We start from the raw sequence: 24,030 nt of genomic DNA, 5'->3' as shown, positions 1-24,030 counted from the left end.
CGATGCGTCCCTTATCTGCTCATCACATTCTGCAAATTTGGGAAATCGGGCAGAGTCAGCACCTTCTGGATCGAGCGCTGACTCTCCTCACCTTTGCTTGCTCAGACATAACGGCTACTGAACTAGCATCCCTCAGTATTGGACAGCGAGATGCTTATCTGTTGACAATCAGAGAGATGACCTTTGGTTCTAAGCTCAATGGGTTTGCCGAGTGTCCGCAGTGCTGGGAACGCTTAGAATTTGGCATGAACGTGGCAGATATCCGCATTGCTGAACCCGTTGCACCCCAAGTAGAAGAATATTCTTTGGCGGTGGAAGGGTTGGAGTTGCAATTTCGCTTGCCAAATAGCTGGGATCTGGCGGCTATTGTGGGGTGTCAGGAGGTTGGTGTGGCTAACTCCCAACTCATGCAGCGCTGTCTTGTCCAAGCAAGCCGGGATGGGGCTACGGTTGACTACAGAGAATTGCCACCGGTTGCAATCGCACAACTAGCTGCACAAATGGCAGAATGCGACCCCCAGGCGGAAATACTACTAGACCTCAACTGCCCGGCCTGTAACCACTCTTGGCAAGTCTTGTTCGATATAGTGTCATTTTTCTGGACAGAACTGAGTGTCCAGGCCAAGCGCTTGCTGCGGGAAGTCCATCTACTGGCCCGGTTCTATGGCTGGCGAGAGGCAGATATTTTGTCCATGAGTGCTATGCGACGACAGTTTTATCTGGACATGGTTTCCGATGGCTGATTTTCTCACCCGATTGGTAATGCGCCATCTAGGCTTAATCCCTGTGGTGCAACCGCTCATTGCTTCGATGTTTGCTTCAGAGGGAGTGCTATTAGGTAACGATTCGCTGGGCTTTGAGGCTCAAACGAGTAGTATTGACTCTTTCTCGGAGGAGGAGAGGAACTGGGAAGCTGGCAAGACGGGAGACGGGGAGACGGGGAAACGGGGAGACGGGGAGACGGGGGGAGCAGAATTTAAAGCTGATTCTATCCGTACTAAAACGGGCAAGATGCCCATCTTACAAGCAGAACTATATAGCTCTAGTAGGGTAGGCGTCTCGCCTGCCCAGGCTCTGAGTACAAGCTCTGAGATTTACATCAGCAAACAGGAAGATACCGAGATACAGAGGACGGGCAAGATACCCATTCCACGAGCAGAAACATCCAGCTCTGATGGGCTAGATGTCTCACCTGTCCAAGCTATGGATGCAAGCTCGTCTTCCCAACCCAGTAAGTTGGTGCCATCTCCAGAACCGTCGGATAGCTTCAGTGAAGCTATTTCTGCGATCTCTTCGGAGGCAACACCGATTCAACCAACGGCTGAAAACCAAGGAAATCGAGTTCAACCGTTAGTTGAGTTGGTAGGAGAAATTCAGCCAAATACTTTTCAGCCATTAGACACCATCATCTCTTCAGAGGCAACACCGATTCAACCAACGCCTGAAAACCAAGAAAATCGAGTTCACCCGTTGGTTGAGTTGGTAGGAGAAATTCAGCCAAATACTTTTCAGCCATTAGACACCAATCGATCGCCAAATATACATGAAATGCGATCGTACTTGCCAACTTCCTCTGAACAGCAAGACTCCTCACCGCTGACTGAACCAAGTTTCTCACAAACATCCAAAGTCAATACTCCTCAAAATCCCGTTGCTAACTTCATTCCCACGCCACTGACGCAGCCAACCGCCTCCCCAGGGGGAATAATTCAGCGGCAAGTTGATGCAAGTATGCGATCGCATTCCTCCACTGACAGTCCAGCCAATCCCCCGAACTTAGGTGAGTCCAGTAGTTTCGTGGTGGAAGACATCCCGCTTGAGCAACCGAGTCCGGTAAAACCAACTCTGCCTCTGGTGTCTCCTGAAGCAATTCCATCCGTTCAACCGACGACAATAAGCGTGCCAAGTCGAGTAGAACTATTGTTCAACGAGGTTTTAGAAACAGGACAGCCAAGGGAGCATACCCAATACGGTTCAGATCAAACAAGCTTAACCCCCCCCTACGAGGGCAGGAGAGAGTCTAGCTTCCCTAGCCTTGTAGGAGAGGAAAAGGGGGAGAGGTTAACGGAACCCGATTGGGATAATACGGAAGTGTTGGAACGCGATCGCTCAACCGCTCAAATGGATTTCCAGATATCCAACCTTGGACAACGTAATGCACCGGGGGAAACCCAGGCAACATCATCTCTTCAGGCATCCCCCGCATCGGAGATAATTCAGCCACTCAGAAGTGCCGAGTCCCCGATGTCATCGCCAATCCAAGCACCGGATAACCAATCTTCGCGCCGCCCTAATTCTGTGCAAGACGTTCCTTACACTGCACCCAGTTCCAAGTATTCAACAACACCGCAGGTACAGAACCAGGGAACTGTAGCGAATGTAAATTCACCAGAATTGCCGCTAGTCCGTTCTGAGATTGTCCTACCCTTCCATCCCTCTGGTGAATCTCAACCGAGTCGAGTTGAACCGCTAATTAATGATGTAGCGCCAAGTGTCCAGCCAACACAAAAACCGATTGAATTAGATTTAAATCAGTTCTACAAAACTGTGCAAGAGTCAACAAATCGGCAGCAAAACACTCCAACTGCACGGTCAAGTGAACAGGCGTGGGGAGGCACAGAGGGGCAGATGGGGAGACGTTTACAAAAGGATTCTTCGTCTCAACCGGCTCCTACAGTTCCCTCGCGAACCTTCTTTCAGCCACTAAAGACATCTACAGGCAGCAATCCACCGCTTCGTGCTACTGCACAGAGGCGAGAATTCATTCAATTAGTGCCACAGGGATCGCTCAGTGCGAGTCAATCGGTGCCAGTTTCGGGTATCGCTAACGGGGAGACGGGGAGACGTGGAGACGGAGAGAAAACAAGTGTAGGAAGTTTGACAACAGGAGAGGAAGGGATGTCTAAGCAGTCGTTTTTGCCACACCCCAACGTGGATGCTCCACCTAAATCCCCCGTAAACAGGGAGACTTTAAGCAATATCGTTCCTGCCTTAAACAGAAAGACTTTAAGCAATATTATTCCTCCCTTAAATAGGGAGGCTTTAAGCAATATCGTTCCTGCCTTTTTAACCGAAGCTTTAGTGAGAAAAGCTAAGGGAGATCGAGTCATGTCTAGCACTTTTGAGACACCCTCTGAGTCCTCTAGCGTTATGCAAGTACAGGTTCAGAGTGAGAAGTTGAGTTCTCTCATACGGCGATCGCTTTCTGTATTATCTGAGTCATCTTCTAGGGAATCAAGAGTTTATCCGAATACGAACGATGTGCCGGCATTCCCCTCTTCTAACCCAATCTATCGGCGCAACGCCGCAAATTTCAACCCAACAAATCAGTTAAATTCTGTAGAGACAACCCCAACGATTCAAATCAGTATCGGTCGAATCGAGGTACGGGCCAGCCAGCCGCCCACTCCCCCGCCACGAACTAAATCCGCTCAACGGGGGCCAACGCAGTCTCTGCAAGATTACCTCAAACAGCGTCACGGAGGGAAGTCATGAGTAACTCACTGGCGATCGCGGCTGTCACTACTACACTGCGAAACCTACTCGCTCGAAGTATTGGAAGTGAACTGGGAAGTGGTGTTGTTACTGCCCGTCCTCCAGATAAGGCGCGGGAAAATGGAGATAGCAGCAATCAGGTGAATTTATTCCTCTATCAAACCCTGCCAAATGCCTCCTTGCGGAATGCAGATGTAACAGGACGAGTGAGGCCGGGAGAAACGGGACGTTTTCCCTTAGCCCTGAATCTGTACTACTTGATTACAGTTTACGGTCAGGATAACGAAGACATTATTAGTCATCGTCTGTTAGGGGGAGCGATGCGTGTTCTCCACGACTATGCCATTCTCAACCCCGATCATATTCGTGCTGCCCTACCGGAGAGCGATTTGCACAATCAGGTAGAACGGGTGCGAATTACACATCAGCATCTAAATATAGAAGAGCTTTCCAAATTATGGGCAACGTTTCAAACTCAGTATCGAATTTCAGTGGCTTACGAAGTTTCGGTCATCTTAATCGATAGCAGTAGCCCGACAAAAGCTCCCTTGCCCGTCTTAATGCGGGGGTCTGATGATAAGGGGATGCTGGCACAGACGGGTTTGATTCCACCGTTTCCGACACTGCAACTGGTGCAAATTCTCAATCAGCAAGCAAGTGTGCGGTTGGGTGAACGGTTGATTTTGAAGGGATACCATCTCCAAAGTCAGGGGGATGTTATCGTTCGATTCCTGCATCCACGTTGGTCAAGACCATTCGATTTGACCTCGCAACCAGGGGCGGCGGATACGGAAGTGGTGGTTGAACTGCCGGCGCGATCGCAAGACTGGCCTGCTGGATTTTATACCGTCATGGTGCAGGTGCGGCAAGGGCCACAAGAGCGGGTGACGAATGAACTGTCTTTTTCCCTCGCGCCTAAAATTCTGCGGTTTGACATCAGTCCCCCAGGTACGCTGACTGTAACTTGTGAACCCCATATCTGGCCGGGACAACGAGTGGTTTTGCTGGTGGGTGATCGCGAATTGTTGCCGCAAGCCGATTTAGACGCATCCCCTCGGACTGAAAAGACGAATACCCTGGTCTTTAACCTCAGAGACATTCCATCGGGCGATTACTTCCTCCGGTTGCGGGTGGATGGGGTGGATAGTTTGTTAATAGATCGCTCCGTTCAGCCGCCAGTGTTTGATGGGAGTCAGAAGGTGCAGGTGCCATGACGCAGTTAAAACGCTGGCAGGTGAGCAACGATCAATATTTGGGGGCAGCGCTAAACTGGCTGCGTCTCCGCCTAAGATGGTTAGCGCAATCAGCGGAGATGGAACAAGAGAAGAACAGTGGGTCGTCTCAACCTGAGATTCGGTGGGAGGAGATTGAGCAAGCGGAGAATCTGATGGCAGCAGCGGATTGCGACCCACCGCCAGCACTGATATTGCTAAGTTACAAGTTGGGATTGTCGGAGTTTGAGCAATGGGTGTTGCTGCTGTGTGTGGCGATGGAGTTTGATACCGGTATTGCTCATCTTTGCGCTGAGGCTCAAGATCATCCTAATCGACCTTATCCGACATTTGCGCTGGCGCTAGCGTGTTTTGATCAACCGGAATGGGGTGTAGTGTTGCCGGAAAGTCCTTTGCGCTATTGGCGGTTGATTGAGATTCATCAGGTGGGGAATCAACCTTTAATGGCGAGTGCTTTGCGGGCGGATGAGCGGATTGTTAATTATTTGAAGGGGATAAATTATCTCGATGACCGCTTGGAGTCGTTGGTGTTTCCTCTCAATCCTTGGGAGAAAGGGGCGAAGGAGGGGATTTTACCGTTGCCGGCTTCTGGGCGCGAGGTGGCGGAAACTATGGCTTTGCAGATTAAAACGGCGGTTGAAGAGCAGGAGTTTCCGATTTGGCAGTTAACGGGAATTGATAAGGATAGTAAGGTTAGCATAATTCGGCAATTTTGTCAAGATTTGGGGCTGCGTTTGTATCGGTTGCCCTTGGAGTTGTTGCCGGCGCAGGGGACGGAGTTGGAAACGTTGGCGCGGCTTTGGGAGCGAGAAAGTTTGTTGTTACCTTTGGCGCTGTATGTAGATGTGCAGGGGTGGGATGAGGTGGCGAATGCGGGGGGAATGGCGGGATTGCGGCGTTTTTTGAGTCGCAGTCAGGGGATTTTCTTTTTGGATGTGCGGGAGAGTGGGTTGGCGCTGTCTCGTCGGACGGTGACGTTTGATGTTGCCAAGCCTACGCCTGTGGAACAGCGAGAGGCTTGGGAGTTGGCGTTGGGGATGCCCCCTGCGCCTCTCCTGGAAAGAGAGGGGAGTAATACAACTTCTCCCCCCTTCCCTAGCAGAGAAGGAGGGCTGGGGGGGTTAGGTCTGTTTTCGGCTAAGAGTATTTCGGGGCAACTGGCGAATCAATTTAACTTGAATTTGGTGGAAATTGGGCAGATTGCCGAGAAAGCACGGGGGGAGGTGGGGGAAGAACCTGAATTGCTGGCACATTTATGGCAAGGGTGTCTGGCTAGCACTCGTCCGCGTTTGGATTCGCTGGCGCAACGGTTGGAGGTGAAAGCGACCTGGGATGATATTGTACTGCCGGATGAGGAGAAAGGGTTACTGCAACAAATTGCCGACCAAGTGCGAAATCGTGGGGTGGTGTATGACGAGTGGGGGTTTCGGGGACGGATGAATCGGGGGTTGGGGGTGAGTGCGTTGTTTGCGGGGGAAAGCGGGACGGGGAAGACGATGGCGGCGGAGGTGATAGCGAATGTATTGCAGTTGAATTTGTACCGGATAGATTTGTCGGCGGTGGTGAGCAAGTATATCGGGGAAACAGAGAAGAATTTACGCAAGTTGTTTGATGCGGCGGAAGATGGGGGAGCAATATTGTTCTTTGATGAGGCGGATGCGTTATTTGGGAAACGCAGTGAAGTGAAGGATAGTCATGACCGCCATGCAAATATAGAGATTAATTATTTGTTACAACGGTTGGAAGCGTATCGCGGGTTAGCGATTTTGGCGACGAATATTAAGAGTGCAATGGATGTGGCGTTTGTGCGACGGTTGCGGTTTATGGTGGATTTTCCTTTTCCAGGGGTGAAGGAACGCAAGCAGATGTGGGAGAAAGTGTTTCCACCACAGACACCGACGGAGGAATTAGATTGGCAACGGTTGGCTCAATTTAATGTGACGGGGGCGAATATCCATAATATTGCTTTGAATGCGGCGTTTTTGGCAGCAAAGGCGGGGACTCCGGTGGGGATGGCGTTGGTGTTGGCGGCGGCGCGGACGGAGTTTCGCAAGTTGGGAAGACAGATTAATGAAGCAGATTTTCGGGTTACGGGAGGGAGGTAGGGGATGAAGATTGATATTCAGATTGAGCGGTTGATTTTGTCAGGGGTGGATGTGTCACCGAGTCAGAGGGTGAAGTTGCAAGGGGCAATTGAGGTGGAGTTGGCGCGACTGGTGAAGGTGTTTGGGTTGCCTGTGCATTTACAGGGAGGCGGGAGGATTCCCAAGTTGCCTGCGGATTTGAGTTTGACGAATACAAGCAATCCTGTGCAGATAGGACAGGAAATTGCTCAAGCTATTTATGGAGGAATGAAGTTATGAGTCGCCAAGTTGGTCGGGTTAATCAGCAGTCTAAGGGTGAAACTCCTTTGATGAGTGGGGTTTTACAGCGTGCGGCGGTGCGTGCGCTGGCGGATAAGGAGGTGGAGGCGACTGAGGATGTGGAGTCGGGAAGGTTGAGGGAGTCGCGGTTTCGGCAAGATTTTAGTCAGGTGGGGATTGATAGAGGAGGGTTGCCACCGATACAGGCAAAGTTGACCATTGGGGAGCCAGGGGACAAGTATGAGCAGGAAGCTGATCGGGTTGCATCCCAGGTGGTACAACAGATGAATACACCAACGGTTGTGCAGTCAACTCAAGGGCAGTCGGTACAGCGTCAGGAGGAAAGGAAAGAGGAACTTCAGGCGAAACGGAGGATTTCTGAACTACAGCGACGCCCCAACCAAACGGGCTTACCAGATGGCCTCAAAACAGGTATTGAATCCATTTCCGGCATCTCCATGGACAACGTCAAAGTCCATTACAACTCATCCCAGCCCGTGCAACTCAACGCCTATGCCTACGCACGAGGTAGCGAAATCCACATCGCGCCGGGACAAGAACGTCATCTGCCCCATGAGACCTGGCATGTAGTGCAACAGGCGCAGGGGCGGGTGCAGCCGACAATGCAAATTAAGGATGGGGTTCCGGTTAATGATGACGAGGGGCTGGAGCATGAGGCGGATGTGATGGGGGCAAAGGCATTGGTCAACGCCGCACAACTTCAAGGCGCGCCGGAGCAACAGGAATCGTTGCAGGGTAAGTTCGCACCGGTGCTACGCATGGAACCGGAGCAAGGAGAGCTTCACGAGAAGGAGTCCCCGTCGGCACCGACCCAATCAGACCCCGCTGATTTTTCCTATCGTCTGCACGTTGTACCAGATGCCAATGCTCCCCAAGAGAAAGCGACACCTTTGATACATACGCAGGACAGCCCGATGCAAATGCGCTGGATCATTCATAACGAGAAGCAAACTTATTTCTGGGAAGAAGATGGGAGCATCAGGGACAGCGCACCCAGCGCGCTACGCCAATTTACGGAGGAATCGGCACCTGAAAAATCGACCTACAATGTGGACAAAGGTCCTCGCAGCAAACCGCTTTACTACTCGCTGGAGGGATGGATAGCGATGAAGCGAGCTGGCGAGAGCACACGAGATCAGTCGGATTTCTACAATCCGTTCGGTCGCTTCGATTCCGGTGCCAATGTCGTCGCCTTTATTCCAGCCTCCTCCTTGCCACAGGACGCGAGCCAACGCGCAATTGCCCATCTGCGCGAAAATGTCCCCTATCTGGCCACTATCGCCAAGGCTAGTCAGGACACGCATAATGGGTATCCGCAATGGGTGATCACCACGGAAGGGGTTAAGTTAGCGATCATTTCAGCCACCCCCCTAGGCGCGATGTACAGTGATCGCGAGCCAGCACCACGGCGTGCCCAACAAGATCAAAGCCGCGCACAGGCTCCAATAATAAGCGGCTTGTCCCCGGGTTCGGATCGCGTAAGAATCGCGACGAATGAGCTGACGGCAGAAAGTTTGAAATACTGGTCGGGCGAAGATCGTTCCGAAAGCCAAATCCAAGTTATGGGAGGTAGTGCAGCAGATGCCGCGGAAAATGCGGGTTTTGATCGCAACGATGGGCAGGGTTGGGAATGGTTGCACCTCATCGCGCACAGCATGGGAGGGATGGAGGTCGTCGGCCCGCAGGTGGCGGAAAACCTGGTGTGCGGCACCTCCGAATGCAACACGGAGATGATCATTGTCGAAGAATTCATCAAGGATCTTGTGAGACGTGGTCAATATGCGCGCCTAGCCGTATTTGCCAGAATGACCGATCCGGAGCGACACATCGCTGAGAGCATTACTTATGATTTTCTGATTCTCGACCGCGAGAGAAGGCCCATCGAAGCCTTTCATTGGGAATTCGATCCATTAAGCAGAACGCAGCCGATTGTCGAGGCGAATCGCGGCTTGCGCTATGTCGCCCGTGAGCTGCTGGACAAACGCACTGGAACCAAATTGGGCAGTGGCGATTCAACGCTTGATCTGGACGAACAAATGGAAGTCAGTGAGGAAGCTCCAGGAGCGGAGGAAATTCTCAGGGAACGCGGACTGTATGTAGGAGATGCCGACGGCGTTGGCAATATGTGCCTATTGAGCACACTGGCCCAGTTGCTTGTGGCCAATAACCATCAAACGACGATTGACCATCTACTGGCCTTTTTCTTGGGAGCCAACCTCGTACAGATTGGTCAGATGATCGACGTGTACAACCCAGTGATTGCACAAAGTATAGTAGCCAACTTTAACATCCGCTTGCAGATTCACCAATGGAATGGTGCGGCCATGATCGATCATCCAGTGATAGGTCATGTCGGCAACATTCTCCATATTTTTCACTCCGAAGCTCATTTCATGCCGCTTTGGAATGGTATGTAATAAAATAGATAGGCTCAGGCATCATGGAATTACTTTTACCCAGCATTTTAGGATAGACGTGCTACTACACCCCCAAAGCTTAGGAGAGAGAGCTCGCCCAAAGAAGAGGTTTGGGATATGCGATCGCCTATATTGGCCACTGACTCGCCCCAGAGTGCGCTCGCCCTTTGACTAAATTTTAAGATATAGTGCGATGTTTTTCTCTGCAATACACGCGCAATCGTATCCTCAACTACAATCAGATTACCCAAGGTGAGAAGTGCGATCATACTTGCAAGTCGGAAGCAAATTCAGCAGCATCGCCCCCCATCCCAACCGACAACTGCCATCACCAAAGTACAAACCAACCCCACTTCTCACCCACCGCCACCACCGCCGAACGTATTCCTCAATGTGGTTCTCCCCCGCACCTTGCTCATAAAGCTGAGAAACCCGTTCAACAAACCTATCCACCGTCGCTTTGCTCCAATTCAAAATTCAAAATTCAAAGTTCAAAAGCTATTTTTTTTAATTCAAAATTCAAAGTTCAAAAGCTATTTTTGACGATTCTGCTTTTTTTTAAGGATAATTGCCGCTAGGATTTTAATTAACTCGTTCGCTTCTCCCAAAAACGGTAATAGGCGATTTTCAGAAATTACTTCAGCAGCGATTAATAGCTTTAACCAATATCGGGTTTCTCTTGCTTCCTTTAGCGCAATCTCTAGTTTATGAATAAAATCCGCTGTACTTTGTGCAGCTTGAGACTCCTCAACATTTGCACCTATTGAAGTTCCAGAACGGATTAACTGCTTGGCAAGTGTTTTACCAACTCCCGGTTGTTCATCTAAAAACTTGCAGACATTGACGACGCGAACCGCAAAATCAAAACTTCTCTCCGTAATTGGTATTAGATTATTCCCCATTTTGAACTTTCAATTTTGAATTTTGAATTGATTAATATCCGTATCCGCCGCAACTCCCGAAACCGATAAGTCCCCGCCAAAAGTTGCGCCTACACCAGCGCCGCACCTGCCACACATCATTGTTGAAGTAATAGTGAGTTGTCTGCGGCTAGCGCTGCGATAAATCAGCCTCTATTAACTTCAACAGCTTGCCATCCGACAGCAGCTTATCAATTTCTAAGAGTTCCTCGTCCAGCTCTCCAATAAAATGGAGGATAGCGCCAAAATCTGGGTCAATATTATATCGAATTCGCAACACCTGAGTTCAGCCTGAGTGAGAAGGTAGAAAAATTTATTCTTATCTCAATCACTGTAAGGCTTTCAGGTTTCGTATTGAGAGATAGCCTAAACTTTAGTTCATACAAGTGCGACTGTCGTAATAATAGCCGCATCTCTGATATCCATAGCACTGTCAGAAGAGCAAGTTCTCAACAAAGCTACAATTCATCATTACTTAAAGCACGTCCGCGAGCTGCCGTTGAACATAGACACTGGATCAATCCACAGCTTTAGCGTATTGGTTGGCATCCATCAAATCCAGTTTGTAAGCTTCTTTTAAGACGCAGCGCAGAGCCGAAGCATTTTGACTGCCGGTGCGGTCGCAATTTTGTCCATCAGCGCCACCCGCACCGCTGCCGTATGGTGATAGCGCAACTTTGACCAGTCGCTAGTGAACACATAAGACTCACCCCCAGTGAGCAGGGCGGCAATTGTATTCAAAGCGTAGCAAATCGTCGCCTGTAACCCCTTCCCCAGACTAGACAAATACACCGCAAATGGATGCCGCTGAACCGGCATCGGTTGATTGAGCTTGAGGTCATACTCAACACTCCCATCCAGCGCTATTGACATGATTACTCGTTAAAGATCCTCTTCTCAATAGTAATTCTGGCACTGAATGGGCGAGCTTAATCAGCAATTTACACGACACTTAACCAAAATCCTCGCTCAATAGTCCTGGGGCAAGTCCCCGACAATTCGTTTGTTCTCTGCGGCTATTGATATGCCGGCGTTTGTGTTGATAGCATATTTTAGCCCGTGAGTGTGCCGTCAGTCGTTACTAGGCTTGAGGTAAAGGTGTGTGACTGGTGGCATTCCTTAGCACGTAATGGCACACTTAAGGAATGGAATCACGATGTCTACATAGGAAGATAAATTAGATAATCGTTATATACCATCGGCCATTCAAATGAACAAAACGACCTACTCAAAGATTACGCTCGCATCTGACCGACTGCGGAAAATTCATCAAGACTTTGTAAAAATTCCTCTCCGCCGCTATAAATTGTGTTAAGTTAAGCTATTTTTAATCCAGATATATGAATGTTTTGGTAGTAATGGAAAGCATTCAACGGCAATAATTTGTTAAGACGACAATTAATATGTTATTTGACAGTAAGAATTATGCCTACAAGGGCACCTTAACGATATCAATTAGATAATACTGGGACAAACAATTTGTTACCAGAGATTGCTCCTAGATAGACAAATTTCCTAACGGGACACGTACTCTGACCGCCATGAATCGAGATGCGCTAGTGGTAGGAATTAACCAGTATCCCTTTTTGAAAGATAGCTCGACGAGCAAAGCGAAACATCTAAATACCCCCGCTAATGATGCCGAAGCGATCACCCTACGATTAGAAGAATATGGTGGGTTTCGAGTGCGGCGACTGCCGGAATCAATCCAAGAGGAGCAGCGTCGGGTCGATCCGAAAAAGCTAGTACAGGGTGATGCTCTGTATGAGGCGATTATCCAACTGTTCAACCCAGTCGGAGATAGCATTCCCCAGACGGCACTGTTGTATTTTGCGGGTCATGGGTTGCGCCGCAATCTAGGTGGAGTGACTGAAGGGTTTTTGGCAACGAGTGATTCTGACCCCCGCAAAAATCAGTGGGGGGTTTCTCTGAGGTGGTTGCGCGAATTGTTGCAAAAGAGTCCGGTACAGCAGCAAATAGTTTGGCTAGACTGCTGTAACAGTGGTGAGTTGCTCAATTTTGCGGAGGCGGATTTGGGAACAGCAGCTCAGGGTCGGACAAGGTTTTTTATTGCCGCAGCGCGGGAGTTTGAACCGGCTGAGGAGAATATCCAGGGTCAGCATGGGGTGTTTTCTCACGTACTTTGGGAGGGACTCGACCCCAGGCGACAACCGGAGGGTGTGGTTAATAATGATAGGTTGATTGAGTATATTGACCAGACGCTCAAAGGCACTCCCCAGCAACCGATTTGGTACAACCCTAACTGTGAAATTATCCTAACGGGCGCACGGGAGGAGGTGTTCGTTTCCACTCCAGACGGGATCTGTCCCTACAAAGGGTTGCGCTTCTTTGATGTTGAAGATGCTCCCTATTTTTACGGACGGGAAGCACTGACTCAAAAGCTTATCGAGCGAGTGCAGGTGGGTAAGGGAAATTTTCTGGCGGTGCTGGGGGTGTCTGGGAGCGGCAAGTCTTCATTACTCCGTGCTGGGTTGATATATCAGTTGCGGCAGCAGCGGAGGTTGCCGGGAACGGAGCAATGGAAAATTCGGATTTTTACACCAGGGGAACAGCCGTTGGTAAGTTTGGCGACGGCGTTTCTGGATGAGGAAGTAACAGATATTGAGCGTGCGGTACAGCTCAAGGCAGCAGAAGAAGCGATCGCACAGGGAGCAACGGGTTTGGCACGGTTGATTAGAGCCTCTAAATCGCCGCGTACTGTACTGGTTGTCGATCAGTTTGAAGCGGTTTTTACGGTTTGTCAAAGCCAGATTGATCGACAGCAGTTTATCTGTAGTTTGTTGGATGCCCTGAAACAAACGGGGGATAAGCTTTGCCTTATCTTTGCCATGCGCGATGATTTCCTGGGTAAGTGTGCGGCTTATCGGGAATTGGCTGATTTAATTCAAGCCAATCTGGTGATGGTAACACCGATGAATGCCCAGGAGTTGAGGCAGGCAATTGTTGAACCTGCGAAAAAATTGGGGCGGAAAGTTGAGGAGAATTTGATCTGTGCCATCCTTAAGGACTTAGGAGTTGAGGCAGAACCGCAGACACGGGAACCTGAACCGGGAATGTTGCCCCTATTGTCCTATACACTAGAGCAGCTCTGGCAACGGCAGACGCTCAACTGGCTGAAGCTGGATAGTTACAACAAACTGGGCGGAGTGCAAAAAACTCTAGAAAATCTGGCGGAACGAGCTTACAAGGAGCTTTCCGTCGAAGAACGGCGGGTAACTGACCAGATTTTTATCAAACTAACTCAGTTAGGAGAAAGGACACCGGATACTCGCAAGCAAGTTCCTCAACAAGATTTAGTTACCCATGTGCAATCAGCGAACTTGATCGAGCGGGTAATCCAAAAGTTGGCTCAGGCAAAGTTGATTGTCACCAGTGAGCAAAGGAAGGGTCAAGAGAAGGTGGCAGTGGTGGATGTGGCACACGAGGCGCTGATTCGCCATTGGTCGCGGTTGCGGGAGTTGTTGGATAATAACCGAGAGGCGATTAGAATTGAGCAAAGGATTCAGACGGCGGCGGTGGAGTGGCGAGATCAAGGAAAGTCTAAGGATTATCTGCTTACAGGGTTGAGATTAGCAGAAGCTGAGAAGTTTCTCCAAGATGAGGCTGATATTGTGCCTCTGTCAAGTTTGGCGAAAGAGCTTATTAAAGAAAGTCGGAAAGAGCGCGATCATTTAGTTAAACAAGAACAAGAACGTAGACAAAGAGAAACCGAACAGCAAAATAGAGCCATAAAAGGTGAAATTCAGGCTTTAACAGCCTTGTCTGAAACTTCCTTTTTAACAAACGACCAACTTGGTGCTTTGATAGCTTGTCTTAAGGCAGGCAGACAACTTACAATAGCAACCTGGATAACAGACAGTTTACGTATTAAAACGATAGAAGCTTTACGACAAGTTATTTTTGGGATTAAAGAGTGGAATCGTCTTCAAGGTCATAGTGATATTGTTTATGCAGTCAGTTTTAGTATTGATGGAAGAAAGCTTGTTTCAGCTAGTGCTGATAAGACCATAAAACTATGGAAAATTGATGGAACAATTATACATACTTTTAAAGGTCATCAATCTCGTGTTAGAAGCGTAAGCTTTAGCCCTGATGGTCAAACTATTGTTTCTGCTAGTGATGACAAAACTGTAAAATTGTGGAAAATTGATGGGACAATATTACAGAATTTTGCAGAGCATCAAGATCGGGTTTACAGTGCTAGTTTTAGCCCTGATGGTCAATTAATTGCTTCAGCTAGTGCTGATTTCACGGTAAAATTGTGGAAATGTGATGGCACACTTTTACATACTTTTAACGGTCATAATGACTGGGTTAGATGTGTAACTTTTAGTCCAAATGGTAAATTATTAGCCTCAGCCAGTTCTGATCAAACGATTAATTTATGGAATATAAATGGTACTCTAATAAAAACTTTCAAAGGACATCATAACGTAGTTTATGCTATAAGTTTTAGTCCCGATGGGCAAAAAATTGTTTCTGTGGGTTCTGACAAAACAGTAAAACTTTGGAAAATTGATGGGACAGTGCTACATACTTTTGAAGGACACAAAGATCGAGTATATGGTGTAATTTTTAGCCCTGATGGCAAAACTATTGCTTCGGCTAGTGATGACAAAACAGTAAAACTTTGGAGAACTGATGGGACATTATTATATACCTTTGAAGGACATAAGGATCGAGTATATGGTGTAGGTTTTAGCCCTAATGGTCAAACTATTGCTTCGGCTAGTTCTGACTTTACGATCAAACTTTGGAAATTAGGAAATACATTTTTGCAGACCTTCAAGGGGCATACTGAAAGAGTTTGGGATGTAAAATTCAGTAGTAGCGGTCATACAATTTCCTCAGTTAGTGATGATAAGACTCTTAGAATTTGGCAAGTTGACGGAACGCCAATAAGAATTTTTCCAAAACAGCCAGATAGAATATATGGAGTAAATTTTAGCTCTGATGGTCAACTAATTGCTTCAAGTAGTTTTGACAAGTTTCTGAGATTATGGACAGTAGACGGAAAACTTGTCCGAATTTTTGAAGGGCATACAGATAGAGTATATGGCGTAAGCTTTAGTCCAAATAGTCAATTTATTGCTTCAGGAAGTGACGATAGAACAGTCAGAGTGTGGAAAATTGATGGTAAGGTGGTTCAAACTCTTGAAGGACATACAGACAGAGTCTATGGAGTCTGCTTCAGTCCAGATGGTCAATTAATTGCTTCAGCTAGTTTTGATAAAACAATAAGATTGTGGAAAATTGATGGTAAGGTGGTTCAAACTCTTGAAGGACATACAGATAGAGTCTATGGAGTCTGCTTCAGTCCAGATGGTCAATTAATTGCTTCAGCTAGTTTTGATAAAACAATAAGATTGTGGAAAATTGATGGTAAATTGATTAGAATATTTTATGGGCATACTGATAAAGTTTATAGTGTATGCTTTAGCCCTGATGGACAGATGGTTGTCTCTGCTAGCACTGATAAAACAGTAAAGCTTTGGCGAATTGATGGTAAACTTATCAGAACATTCACTGGGCATACTGATAAAGTTTATAGCGCCTGTTTTAGTCCTGAGGGTAAAAGTATTGTATCAGCGAGTGCCGATCGCACAGTAAAACTATGGAGATTGGATAGTACAGACGGAATTTTAGATATTGATATTCTCCTGGAAATTCTACTTAAGCGTGGGTGTAATTGGGCGCGTAACTATCTTAGAACTAACCCAAACATTAGTAAAAATGAACGCCATTTGTACAACGAGACTAAAACTGAATAAAAATTTGCTATCTATAAGCTAAGATACTTGCTCAATTCATTTTACTGAATCGGGATTCACACAGGCTTGGTCATAACATAAGCTGCAAGCTTTTGATAGGTATCAAGTATCTCGTGAAGGGGTTTCAGTTCTATCCCCCGGCAAATTACTCAAACTGCGACTCGCCACATCCGCACTCAATCCCCAGAGTACTAATCCCAAGTAATCAGCAAACGGGTCAGCACCAAACGTTGCGCCCTTCTCCACATAAAGAGCACGAATCCCTACCACTGATAACCCAAACAACAGTGTCAACGACAACAAAGGTCGCACCACCCACAACGTTGCTTCGGCTCGCACCGCACTCGATACTCCAGATAGGAAAATCAGTGATCGCCTAAACTTCACTACCCACGTTGGCACAGCAGGCGCATGCCTCGCCTCAGCCTGCACAGCATGACCAACCGCCGCAGCAGCTTTCTGAGCTTCTTGAGCAGTTTCCGTCAGCGCGGCATCAGGCTGCTGATCTGAACCCATCATCGCCGTTCCCAACTTCACCGCCTCTGCCTGGATTTCTTCCAGTAACGTTTTCGCTTGCTCCAATCCTTTTTCATCCGATGACAATCCAATCAGCGATCGCGCTTCAGCAATCTTTTGCAGTATCCCGTTTTCTCCCCCAACCTTGGGATGCTGCTTTTTCGGTTCCAACTTTTGCTCCATCGTGCGTAACCGCTTCAAGCCGTTGAGACGGTCGGCGATCGCTTCTACCTTTGCCGTTACAGTTTCCAAGTCCATCTGATAAACTGACTTGCGGACTTCTTTGACCATTGGGGTGAGAATTTTCTGGTCTTCGGGGTCAGCTTCAGCAATCTCTTGTTCTAACTCGTTAACCTTTCCTAAAGCATCGGACTGAGGAATCCCCTTTTCCTGCATGTACTTAAACAATCTGCCTAAAGCAATTCCCACCAGTAAAACCAACATTGGCAACAACGGTCCAATCCGCATATTCAAATCGACTGGAATTCCCAGCCGCTCTTCTCGCCCTTCCAGCGTCAGGTAAACCCATCCCGTATAGCGGTCGGGGGGAATTTGCGATCGCTTCCATTTCAAGGGCAAGCTAATAATTTGATTAGCTGCTAACGGTGCTGGACTTGGGGGTGGCTCTACTTCAGCTTTAGTAATTTGGTAGCCAGTCTGCTGACCCTCTAAGACTACCTCAGTACTGGTAAGAGATACGGGTGCCTCAACGGGGTTGTCCAACTTGAGTTGCCACTGATTCTGAAACGCGCTAGCCGGAAGCAATAGCTGCGCCAACGCACAGTCTAGTCCCCAACTACACCGCACTAACTGACGCTGTAACTGTTCGCCACCTTTAACAGGTACCAAAGCGGGTTTAGCTTTGGCTATCACGGTTAGGGGAACGATCATCGCCTCAGACCGCTTTTGACCGGGTAATAGCAGCTCAATTTGACCTTCATAGGTTCCTGGCGATTTGATGCCATTCACCTTCACCTGAAAATCCTTCGGCACTTCCGCCGAGAGCGGAGGTTTTCCAACTAACTCCACCTGCTGCCGACCAATGACTTCATCCCCTTCCTTGCGCTTGAGGTCGGAGGGTAAGAAAGTAAACGCTGCTACATTTCCTCCTGAAGCCGTCAGCCGCATATTGCCGGTGAAAGCATTCTCAGAACCCAGCGACCCCTTGATTTGTAGAGGCTTGTCTCCAGCATCGACTTGAATCCCAACTTTAGTTTGAGCCATAGCTGGAGCAGGACAAACCAGTAAAATCAGCAAAGCAGCAGGAATCCAACGTTTCATTATCCGTCTTCAGGAATTAGTGATGGGCGACAGGAATGGTTAAAGCAATCTCGTGAGCAGCATACATTGAATAAACCAGACCCAACGGATTTAGGTTGTTCTGAAGTAGCTCTCGGCGCACTGCTAGCATAGCCTGTCCTAACGGCTCTCCCCGAAATAGCCTGCCCAATAAGGCAATGGCGTAGGGTTCGGCAAACATTTCCGGCACTGGACACTCTGTACCAATCACGCCACTAGCACCAGCCGCTCGAAAGTCATCAATCAAACTAATGTAGCTTTCGGGTCCGTAATCCCCTGTGCCACAGCCGTTGAGTAAGACCAAGGGGTGATGCTGCCAACGATGCTCAAAGTCTTCCAGAAAATTACTGTAAATTCGTTCTCCGCTGAGTGCTAGATAAGGTTGCTTGCTGGATTCTTCCACCCCACCGTGGCAATAAAAGTAAATCAGATCCAAGGTTGCACCATCGTTCTCCCAGATGAGTTCGAGTGCAGGAATTTCATCAGCCTCGAATAGTTCCACTGAACCGAGGGCTTCAATTTTCGGCAGGTGTTCCTGCCACAAGAGAAACTCCCGACAGACATTAAAATTAAGCGATAAGGGGCGATCATTCGCAATTTGCCGTATCAGTGCCAGGGGCTGAGGAAGTTCGTTACTTGTCCAAGCCGGAAGTTGCTCAATGGCATAGCGATACCCCCAGAATGCATGGGGACAGACGACTTTAGAATCATCTTTGAACGGGCAGCCCGTACAGTCTGTGTCACGTTCGACAAATTGCTCACACACGCGCACCCGTTGGCTGTATCTGATTTTGCGCTCGTATAGCAGCGCCCAAGGGATTGTTACCTTTCCTAAAATGGGGTTGACTTGGATAACGGTATTCGGGTGGAGAGCTGCTCGTAATGTTTCGCCTCGGTCTTCTCCCAAGATATTTCCTTTGTTTTCCGGGAGCATGACTCGATAGAGGCGGCGTCCAGCATCAGCTAAAGCTGGGAGCCAGGTATTAAGCAGTTCCATATCCCCTTGAGTTTTCCACTTGTATCCCTCATCGTTTGAAGCCATTAAGCTCAGTTGGTAGCGAACTGCCGCGATCGCTTCTCCCAGCGCGGTAGGCTGTAAGGTTGTGTCGTAGAAGGCGAGTTCTTGATTGCCTTGAGTGCGATCAAGGAAGCGAAAGTCAATGCTGCCATCGCGTCGGTCAAGCTCTACATCGACGGTTAGGACTCGTTCGGGGAGCAGTGCTAGCTGTTCGTTGGTCAGCAGGTCAGTGGTGGTGAACGTAATTCGGGCGGTTTGGGGAGGTCGCAGGGATTCTGGAATTTCAGCGCCCCCTCTAGGTAGAATTAGAGCTGCAATCTGCTTGGACTGGAGCAGGTAGCCGCGATAGAGCAACTCGACCCGGATATAGCTCCGACCTTCAAATAAGTTCGGCTTGACGGTGAACTGTACGCTGTCTGACGAGCCACGGCGAGGCAAGGTCAGTGGCTTGACGGTCGCATCAATGCTGAAATCTTTAGAGGTAACGACTACATCGAGAGATAGGGTTTCTTGGTCGTTCCAAACCTGAGCTAGAGCTTGGTCTGGGAAGGGAGTTGGCTCCTTGTCTAGTCCTTTTCGTTCGGGACTGATATCAATGAATAAGAAGTAAGGCTGTCCGTGGATCAGGGGTTCGCTGGGGGGAATGATGGTGCTGCGATCGCTGGGGTTGCCGAAGTAGCTGTTGAAGAAACGGTAGGACTGAACGTAGTCCGAGAGTTCTTCTAGAAAACTAAGCTCCTTAGCCGTTTGGTCTTGGTTGTCAGTCTTGAGAATTGTGCTGGTAAGACTGATTACCTGATTGGGTTGACTACTAATATCTTTAGGAAAGCCGTCAAAAGTTACGACTTCTCTAGTTTCTGTAAATAGTTCTTCCTCTAACTCAGCTAGGCTGGGCAAGATCTCTCGTGGGAGCTGACCGTCTAAAGCCTCTAGTTTGGCTTTGTTAAGCTGGAATAGATGATTTAAGGCAGCGTTCGCCTCAATCATTGCCATTAGACCTTCTTCAATCTCTTCCCAGTAATCAGGGTCAAGTTCCAACTGCCGTCCTACATTTTGCAGAACTTCTTGTTCATCAGTACTTAAGGGCACTTTCAGCTCTCTTAAAGCCAGTAAGAGAGCTAACAAGGTCTTGGTAGCGGAGGAATTCATCAACTTAGGGTAACTAGACGACAAAGTAAAGCAGTCGATCCGATGCGAATTTAGTTTCTATGACACGGGATGCACTTGTAGTTGGTATAAACCAGTATCCTTTTTTGAAAAATAGTCCGACAAGTAAGGCGAAGCATCTTAAAACTTCCGCAGCAGATGCAGAAGCGATTACGTGAGGGAGGAAATTGAGGAAACGTTGTTGTTGCCCATTGCTGAAATAGAGAATAGAAGAGGCAGACAGGCTGACTTGTGAGATTGAGAGCTAAATAGCAGACCAGTGCTGGCGGTAGCACATTAATCTTGCCCTGAGCAAAAATGTAGTAGCCCTTTTGCATAGGAGCAGTAACTGTGACTGTTCAGTTAAACCAGCCAGACTTCCGACGACTGACTCGTATTGTTCAGAATTTGCCCGACTTTGCCAACGTGCGCGATCGCAGACGCTTGGTTGCAGGGGCGTTAGAAGGTGTACCCCAAGTAGATGTAATCCTAGCAAGGCTAGATTTGGATGGTACCGCGATGGGAGCCTCGGTGGAAGTAGTACGCTTCTTGTCAAAGTTCGGGCAGGTGGCTTACGGAAAAGAAGCCTTAAGCGTCTTCCTCAACTACATTCAGCCTTTTACTGGCGATGAAGATTCAGACTTCATTTTGGAGCTATTTCAGAAGTATCTCCTTGATGTCCCAGCCACTCCTGACCGCTTGATTGACCGTTGGCGGGGAACCAGCAGTGTGGCTGATGTACAGGAAAAGATTATCGGAGAAGATACCCTACGCCACATTTACATTTTGAACTTGGCTCTTGAGGCAGCAAAAGCTGTGGTTTATCTGCGTGTTCCGAGAGAAGGAGGACGACAGGGGGCAGGTACGGGTTTCATGATTGCACCGGATTTGTTGATGACTAACAATCACGTCATCGCTAGTCGGGAACAGGCTGAACAGACGGAATATACCTTCAATTACCAACTGGATATCAACGGGAAAGAGTGCGATATACAGACAACTCAGGCATTACCGGGGGGGGCGTTTCACACGAATGCTGAATTAGACTATACGGTTGTATCCCTGAAAGATTTGCCTCCCTTTGGTAGCTCCCTTGTCCTTAAGAGTAAGCAAATGCGGCGAGACGAGCGCGTAGCAATTATCCAGCATCCAGGCGGACATCTGAAGAAAATCTCGATGCAGAATAACTTTGTCGCCTATGCTGATGCCAATATAGTGCAATATACCACGAGTACCTTACCGGGTTCTTCTGGTTCACCTGTGTTTGACGATAAATTTAAAGTAGTAGCAATTCACCACAGCGGTGGGGATTTGACTGAACCAAGTACAGGACGGCGTTATTTACGCAATGCAGGCACAAGTATGACAGCCGTGTTGAAGGATCTACAGACTAACGCGCCAGAAATCTACACTCGTTTGCCGAGCTAGTTGAGCGATGGCAATTAGTGGCGATACTGTGCAAAAAATACTGTCCCTTCTCCGACCACACATGATGTTTGAGAAGGAACGTCTAGCATATTTGATTAGGGCATTAGGTATCGATGCTGCTGTATTATATCGCTTAGAGTGGAATACACCTGTAAATGTTTTTATTCCTAATATGGTGAAGGAATTAGTAACCTGTGGAGAAATTGCTTTTGGCAAATCGGCACTTTGTGCCTTGCTAGAAGTAATTCGTGAAGATGTGGGGAAAGAGCAACAGTTAATAATAGATGAACTAATTAAAAAAGTTACAGAGGAACTGGAAAAGAAAAAATTGATAAAAAACTCGTTAAGCAATTCCAAATTAGGTAGTTTCGATATATACAGTATTAAATTCTTGAATATAGCTTTTCAGGCAGCTAAAGCCGTTGTGTATCTGAAAGTTTGGGCATCTACTACAGATACAGCTACAGGTTTCATGATTGCACCAAACCTGCTGATGACTTGCAATTACGTTATAGGTTCTTCTGAACAAGCGGAACAAACTGAATATATTTTCAATTATCAAGAGGATATTAATGGTAACAATTGTCCCATAAATACTGTGCAGGCGTTACCAGAAGGTGCTTTCTACACTAATTCAAAACTAGACTATACAATAGTCACCTTGAAAGAGGTGTCTGATATTGGGAAGCCTCTAATTCTGAAGAATTCACAGATGAAGGTAGATGATCGCTTGACAATCATTCACCATCCCGGTGGGGGTTACAAGCAAATATCAATGCGGAATATCTATGTTGCCTATGCTGATACAAACATATTGCAATATACCAAGAGTACTTTACCTGGTTCGGGTGGGTCACCAGTGTTTAACGATGAGTTCGCAGTAGTTGCCATTCATCAAAGTAGTGGAAATCTACTTGAACCAAACGCGGGTAAGCCTCATATGCGAAGTCAAGGTACGAGTATGATTGCCGTTTTAAAAGATTTGCAGGCGAACGCGCCGGAGATTTATGCTCGTTTATATGGGTAGTTGAGTCATGGCAATCAGTGGCGCGATTATTCAGAAATTATTGCTTCTGCTCAGATCCCATCTACAAGATGAGAAGGAACGTAAAGGGTATTTGATCAGGGCATTAGGCACCAATACTGATGCATTGAACCTAATTTGGAATCAACCTGTCAATATTTTCGTTCCAAATATGGTGCAGGAATTGGTAGCCTTCGGTGAAATTACTCCTGGTCAACCTGCCCTTTGTGCATTAGTGGAAATAATTCGTGAAGATGTGGGTGTAGACACCCAGGACAGTATAGATAAGTTGCTTCAACAAATTAGAGAGGAGCTGCAAAAAGCGGAGATTCCTAGCACCTCGCTCCCAACTACTGATGATCTTATTGAGCAAGTTGAGCAATATCTATCCAACCCCAACCGCTACACCTTCTTGAACAACCTCGTGTTACAAGAAGCTAGAGCTTTATCTGAGGTGATGCAGGGAGAAATTGAGGCTTGTCCTTGGGTGCTATCAAAACAAAGTCAGCCAAAATGCCAACAATGCATTGAATACTTGGAAGCCAAAAGTGAGCGCTTCGTGCGAATCTTAGCCACAATTGTTCAACATGACCAAAATGCACAATTTGTTACTTTAATAGCCAAAGCTTTCAAAATTTTAGCTAGACAGTCTGTACCTATTAACACCACTTTTACAGACGAAAGTCGGTTGGTTCGACTTTATCCATTAGCCCTAGCATTATATGGAGTATTCATCGTCGGGGTTCAAGAAGAAAGAGAGCAACTACTTAGAACTGTTCTAGGAATTCGGTGGAATCGGCAAGCCAACTCACTTCCAAACTTACCTATTGTTTATGTCTTAAGCTCCCTTGATGGCTACTCGCATTCAATATTTAATGCTGTACTAGGCGGTACTCCTTACTTTGCACCTGTTGCTGAACGAATTAAAAGAATTTTGCTTCCCTGGCTCGAAGAGCTTTTGCTGAATACTGATGTCGCCTTCTATCAAGGGGAATTTGTACTGGGACTAGCTGATATTGAAGCTCCTCCCTATTTATCAGATGAAAAACGCCTCTCCTTACAAGGGATTTACCTATATGCTTTTCAAGCACGTCCCATTCTTGCAGCATTTTTGAGCGATTCCTCTCAATGGCTTGTCAGTTTATATCCTTCATTGGAAGAACTGCTCTACATTTTCGATGCAACAGCTTCAACGCTGGATAGAGGGGGATTTAGTCGTATGTATGGCTTCTGTAGAGGAGCGCTTCCTGCCTTTAGGGGGGAGGTGTGGTATTAGAGCTTAGAGCTATACTACGCCAGATAATTGGTTGCGATGCTCCCATCTATTCCTAAAAAACACTCACCCTAATCAGCTATAAC

16 protein-coding genes are annotated in these 24,030 nt (G+C 47.6%); 10 read left to right on the top strand and 6 right to left on the bottom strand.

Annotated features, from left to right (window positions below; genetic code table 11):
* Nucleotides 1-2: 2 nt before the first annotated feature.
* The 6 genes from H6F93_RS00410 to H6F93_RS00385 are packed head-to-tail and all read left to right on the top strand — an operon-like array spanning nucleotide 3 to nucleotide 9,528.
* Nucleotides 3-743, top strand: coding sequence for a T4 family baseplate hub assembly chaperone (locus tag H6F93_RS00410; RefSeq protein WP_190678115.1), 741 nt, complete (start codon nucleotides 3-5; stop codon nucleotides 741-743).
* A complete protein-coding gene (locus H6F93_RS00405; protein ID WP_190678112.1) occupies nucleotides 736-3,495 on the top strand; it encodes a hypothetical protein in 2,760 nt (919 codons plus the stop codon). Before H6F93_RS00410 ends, H6F93_RS00405 begins: the two co-directional genes overlap by 8 nt.
* A complete protein-coding gene (locus H6F93_RS00400; RefSeq protein WP_190678109.1) occupies nucleotides 3,492-4,709 on the top strand; it encodes a Pvc16 family protein in 1,218 nt (405 codons plus the stop codon). Before H6F93_RS00405 ends, H6F93_RS00400 begins: the two co-directional genes overlap by 4 nt.
* Nucleotides 4,706-6,832: an ATP-binding protein gene (locus H6F93_RS00395; RefSeq protein WP_190678107.1), complete on the top strand. Its 2,127-nt coding sequence runs from the start codon at nucleotides 4,706-4,708 to the stop codon at nucleotides 6,830-6,832. The genes H6F93_RS00400 and H6F93_RS00395 overlap by 4 nt, the downstream gene beginning before the upstream one ends.
* Nucleotides 6,833-6,835: 3 nt before the next feature.
* Nucleotides 6,836-7,090, top strand: coding sequence for a hypothetical protein (locus H6F93_RS00390; protein ID WP_190678104.1), 255 nt, complete (start codon nucleotides 6,836-6,838; stop codon nucleotides 7,088-7,090).
* Nucleotides 7,087-9,528, top strand: a complete 2,442-nt coding sequence (locus tag H6F93_RS00385; RefSeq protein ID WP_242043239.1) for an eCIS core domain-containing protein — start codon at nucleotides 7,087-7,089, stop codon at nucleotides 9,526-9,528. Before H6F93_RS00390 ends, H6F93_RS00385 begins: the two co-directional genes overlap by 4 nt.
* Nucleotides 9,529-9,771: 243 nt before the next feature.
* Here the strand turns inward: H6F93_RS00385 and H6F93_RS00380 are convergent, their stop codons facing one another.
* From H6F93_RS00380 to H6F93_RS00365, 4 genes are all read right to left on the bottom strand, one after another.
* Nucleotides 9,772-9,981 carry a hypothetical protein gene (locus H6F93_RS00380; protein ID WP_190678101.1) on the bottom strand — a complete coding sequence of 70 codons (210 nt, stop codon included), beginning with the start codon at nucleotides 9,979-9,981 and terminating at the stop codon, nucleotides 9,772-9,774.
* A gap of 80 nt (nucleotides 9,982-10,061) precedes the next feature.
* Nucleotides 10,062-10,430 carry a four helix bundle protein gene (locus tag H6F93_RS00375; RefSeq protein ID WP_190678097.1) on the bottom strand — a complete coding sequence of 123 codons (369 nt, stop codon included), beginning with the start codon at nucleotides 10,428-10,430 and terminating at the stop codon, nucleotides 10,062-10,064.
* A 148-nt stretch (nucleotides 10,431-10,578) separates the two neighbouring features.
* The gene (locus tag H6F93_RS00370) at nucleotides 10,579-10,728 is read right to left on the bottom strand and encodes a hypothetical protein (protein ID WP_190678094.1); all 150 of its coding nucleotides are present in this window, start codon (nucleotides 10,726-10,728) and stop codon (nucleotides 10,579-10,581) included.
* A gap of 296 nt (nucleotides 10,729-11,024) precedes the next feature.
* Nucleotides 11,025-11,321, bottom strand: a complete 297-nt coding sequence (locus H6F93_RS00365; protein WP_190678090.1) for a hypothetical protein — start codon at nucleotides 11,319-11,321, stop codon at nucleotides 11,025-11,027.
* A 668-nt stretch (nucleotides 11,322-11,989) separates the two neighbouring features.
* Here H6F93_RS00365 and H6F93_RS00360 point away from each other — a divergent pair.
* A complete protein-coding gene (locus tag H6F93_RS00360) occupies nucleotides 11,990-16,240 on the top strand; it encodes an nSTAND1 domain-containing NTPase (protein WP_190678087.1) in 4,251 nt (1,416 codons plus the stop codon).
* Nucleotides 16,241-16,342: 102 nt separating this feature from the next.
* On the opposite strand, the gene H6F93_RS00355 is transcribed toward H6F93_RS00360, so the two are convergent.
* Together H6F93_RS00355 and H6F93_RS34935 are read right to left on the bottom strand one after the other, a co-directional pair.
* A complete protein-coding gene (locus tag H6F93_RS00355) occupies nucleotides 16,343-18,037 on the bottom strand; it encodes a hypothetical protein (RefSeq protein WP_190678082.1) in 1,695 nt (564 codons plus the stop codon).
* 16 nt (nucleotides 18,038-18,053) lie between these two features.
* On the bottom strand, nucleotides 18,054-20,162 hold the full coding sequence (locus H6F93_RS34935) for a CHAT domain-containing protein (protein WP_199313397.1): 2,109 nt from the start codon (nucleotides 20,160-20,162) through the stop codon (nucleotides 18,054-18,056).
* 408 nt (nucleotides 20,163-20,570) lie between these two features.
* Between H6F93_RS34935 and H6F93_RS34930 the strand changes: the two genes are divergently transcribed.
* Genes H6F93_RS34930 through H6F93_RS00335 form a run of 3 tightly spaced genes read left to right on the top strand, consistent with a single transcriptional unit; the run spans nucleotide 20,571 to nucleotide 23,947 of the window.
* Nucleotides 20,571-21,647: a trypsin-like peptidase domain-containing protein gene (locus H6F93_RS34930; RefSeq protein WP_190678077.1), complete on the top strand. Its 1,077-nt coding sequence runs from the start codon at nucleotides 20,571-20,573 to the stop codon at nucleotides 21,645-21,647.
* Nucleotides 21,648-21,654: 7 nt separating this feature from the next.
* Nucleotides 21,655-22,674, top strand: coding sequence for a trypsin-like peptidase domain-containing protein (locus H6F93_RS00340; protein WP_190678074.1), 1,020 nt, complete (start codon nucleotides 21,655-21,657; stop codon nucleotides 22,672-22,674).
* A 7-nt stretch (nucleotides 22,675-22,681) separates the two neighbouring features.
* Nucleotides 22,682-23,947: a hypothetical protein gene (locus H6F93_RS00335; protein ID WP_190678071.1), complete on the top strand. Its 1,266-nt coding sequence runs from the start codon at nucleotides 22,682-22,684 to the stop codon at nucleotides 23,945-23,947.
* Nucleotides 23,948-24,030: the final 83 nt, after the last annotated feature.

Source organism: Leptolyngbya sp. FACHB-671 (genome assembly GCF_014695745.1).
Lineage (GTDB): Bacteria > Cyanobacteriota > Cyanobacteriia > Elainellales > Elainellaceae > JAAUTN01.
Note: the sequence above shows the minus strand (reverse complement) of the source record. Positions and strands in the feature narration are given on the sequence as shown.

Excerpts from the sequence above, each read along its gene's own strand:
- H6F93_RS00400 (WP_190678109.1), top strand. The coding sequence starts at position 3,492 with ATGAGTAACTCACTGGCGATCGCGGCTGTCACTACTACACTGCGAAAC.
- H6F93_RS00405 (WP_190678112.1), top strand. The coding sequence starts at position 736 with ATGGCTGATTTTCTCACCCGATTGGTAATGCGCCATCTAGGCTTAATC.
- H6F93_RS00365 (WP_190678090.1), bottom strand. The coding sequence starts at position 11,321 with ATGTCAATAGCGCTGGATGGGAGTGTTGAGTATGACCTCAAGCTCAAT.
- H6F93_RS00375 (WP_190678097.1), bottom strand. The coding sequence starts at position 10,430 with ATGGGGAATAATCTAATACCAATTACGGAGAGAAGTTTTGATTTTGCG.
- H6F93_RS00385 (WP_242043239.1), top strand. The coding sequence starts at position 7,087 with ATGAGTCGCCAAGTTGGTCGGGTTAATCAGCAGTCTAAGGGTGAAACT.
- H6F93_RS00335 (WP_190678071.1), top strand. The coding sequence starts at position 22,682 with ATGGCAATCAGTGGCGCGATTATTCAGAAATTATTGCTTCTGCTCAGA.
- H6F93_RS00340 (WP_190678074.1), top strand. The coding sequence starts at position 21,655 with ATGGCAATTAGTGGCGATACTGTGCAAAAAATACTGTCCCTTCTCCGA.
- H6F93_RS00390 (WP_190678104.1), top strand. The coding sequence starts at position 6,836 with ATGAAGATTGATATTCAGATTGAGCGGTTGATTTTGTCAGGGGTGGAT.
- H6F93_RS00355 (WP_190678082.1), bottom strand. The coding sequence starts at position 18,037 with ATGAAACGTTGGATTCCTGCTGCTTTGCTGATTTTACTGGTTTGTCCT.
- H6F93_RS00410 (WP_190678115.1), top strand. The coding sequence starts at position 3 with ATGCGTCCCTTATCTGCTCATCACATTCTGCAAATTTGGGAAATCGGG.
- H6F93_RS00360 (WP_190678087.1), top strand. The coding sequence starts at position 11,990 with ATGAATCGAGATGCGCTAGTGGTAGGAATTAACCAGTATCCCTTTTTG.
- H6F93_RS00395 (WP_190678107.1), top strand. The coding sequence starts at position 4,706 with ATGACGCAGTTAAAACGCTGGCAGGTGAGCAACGATCAATATTTGGGG.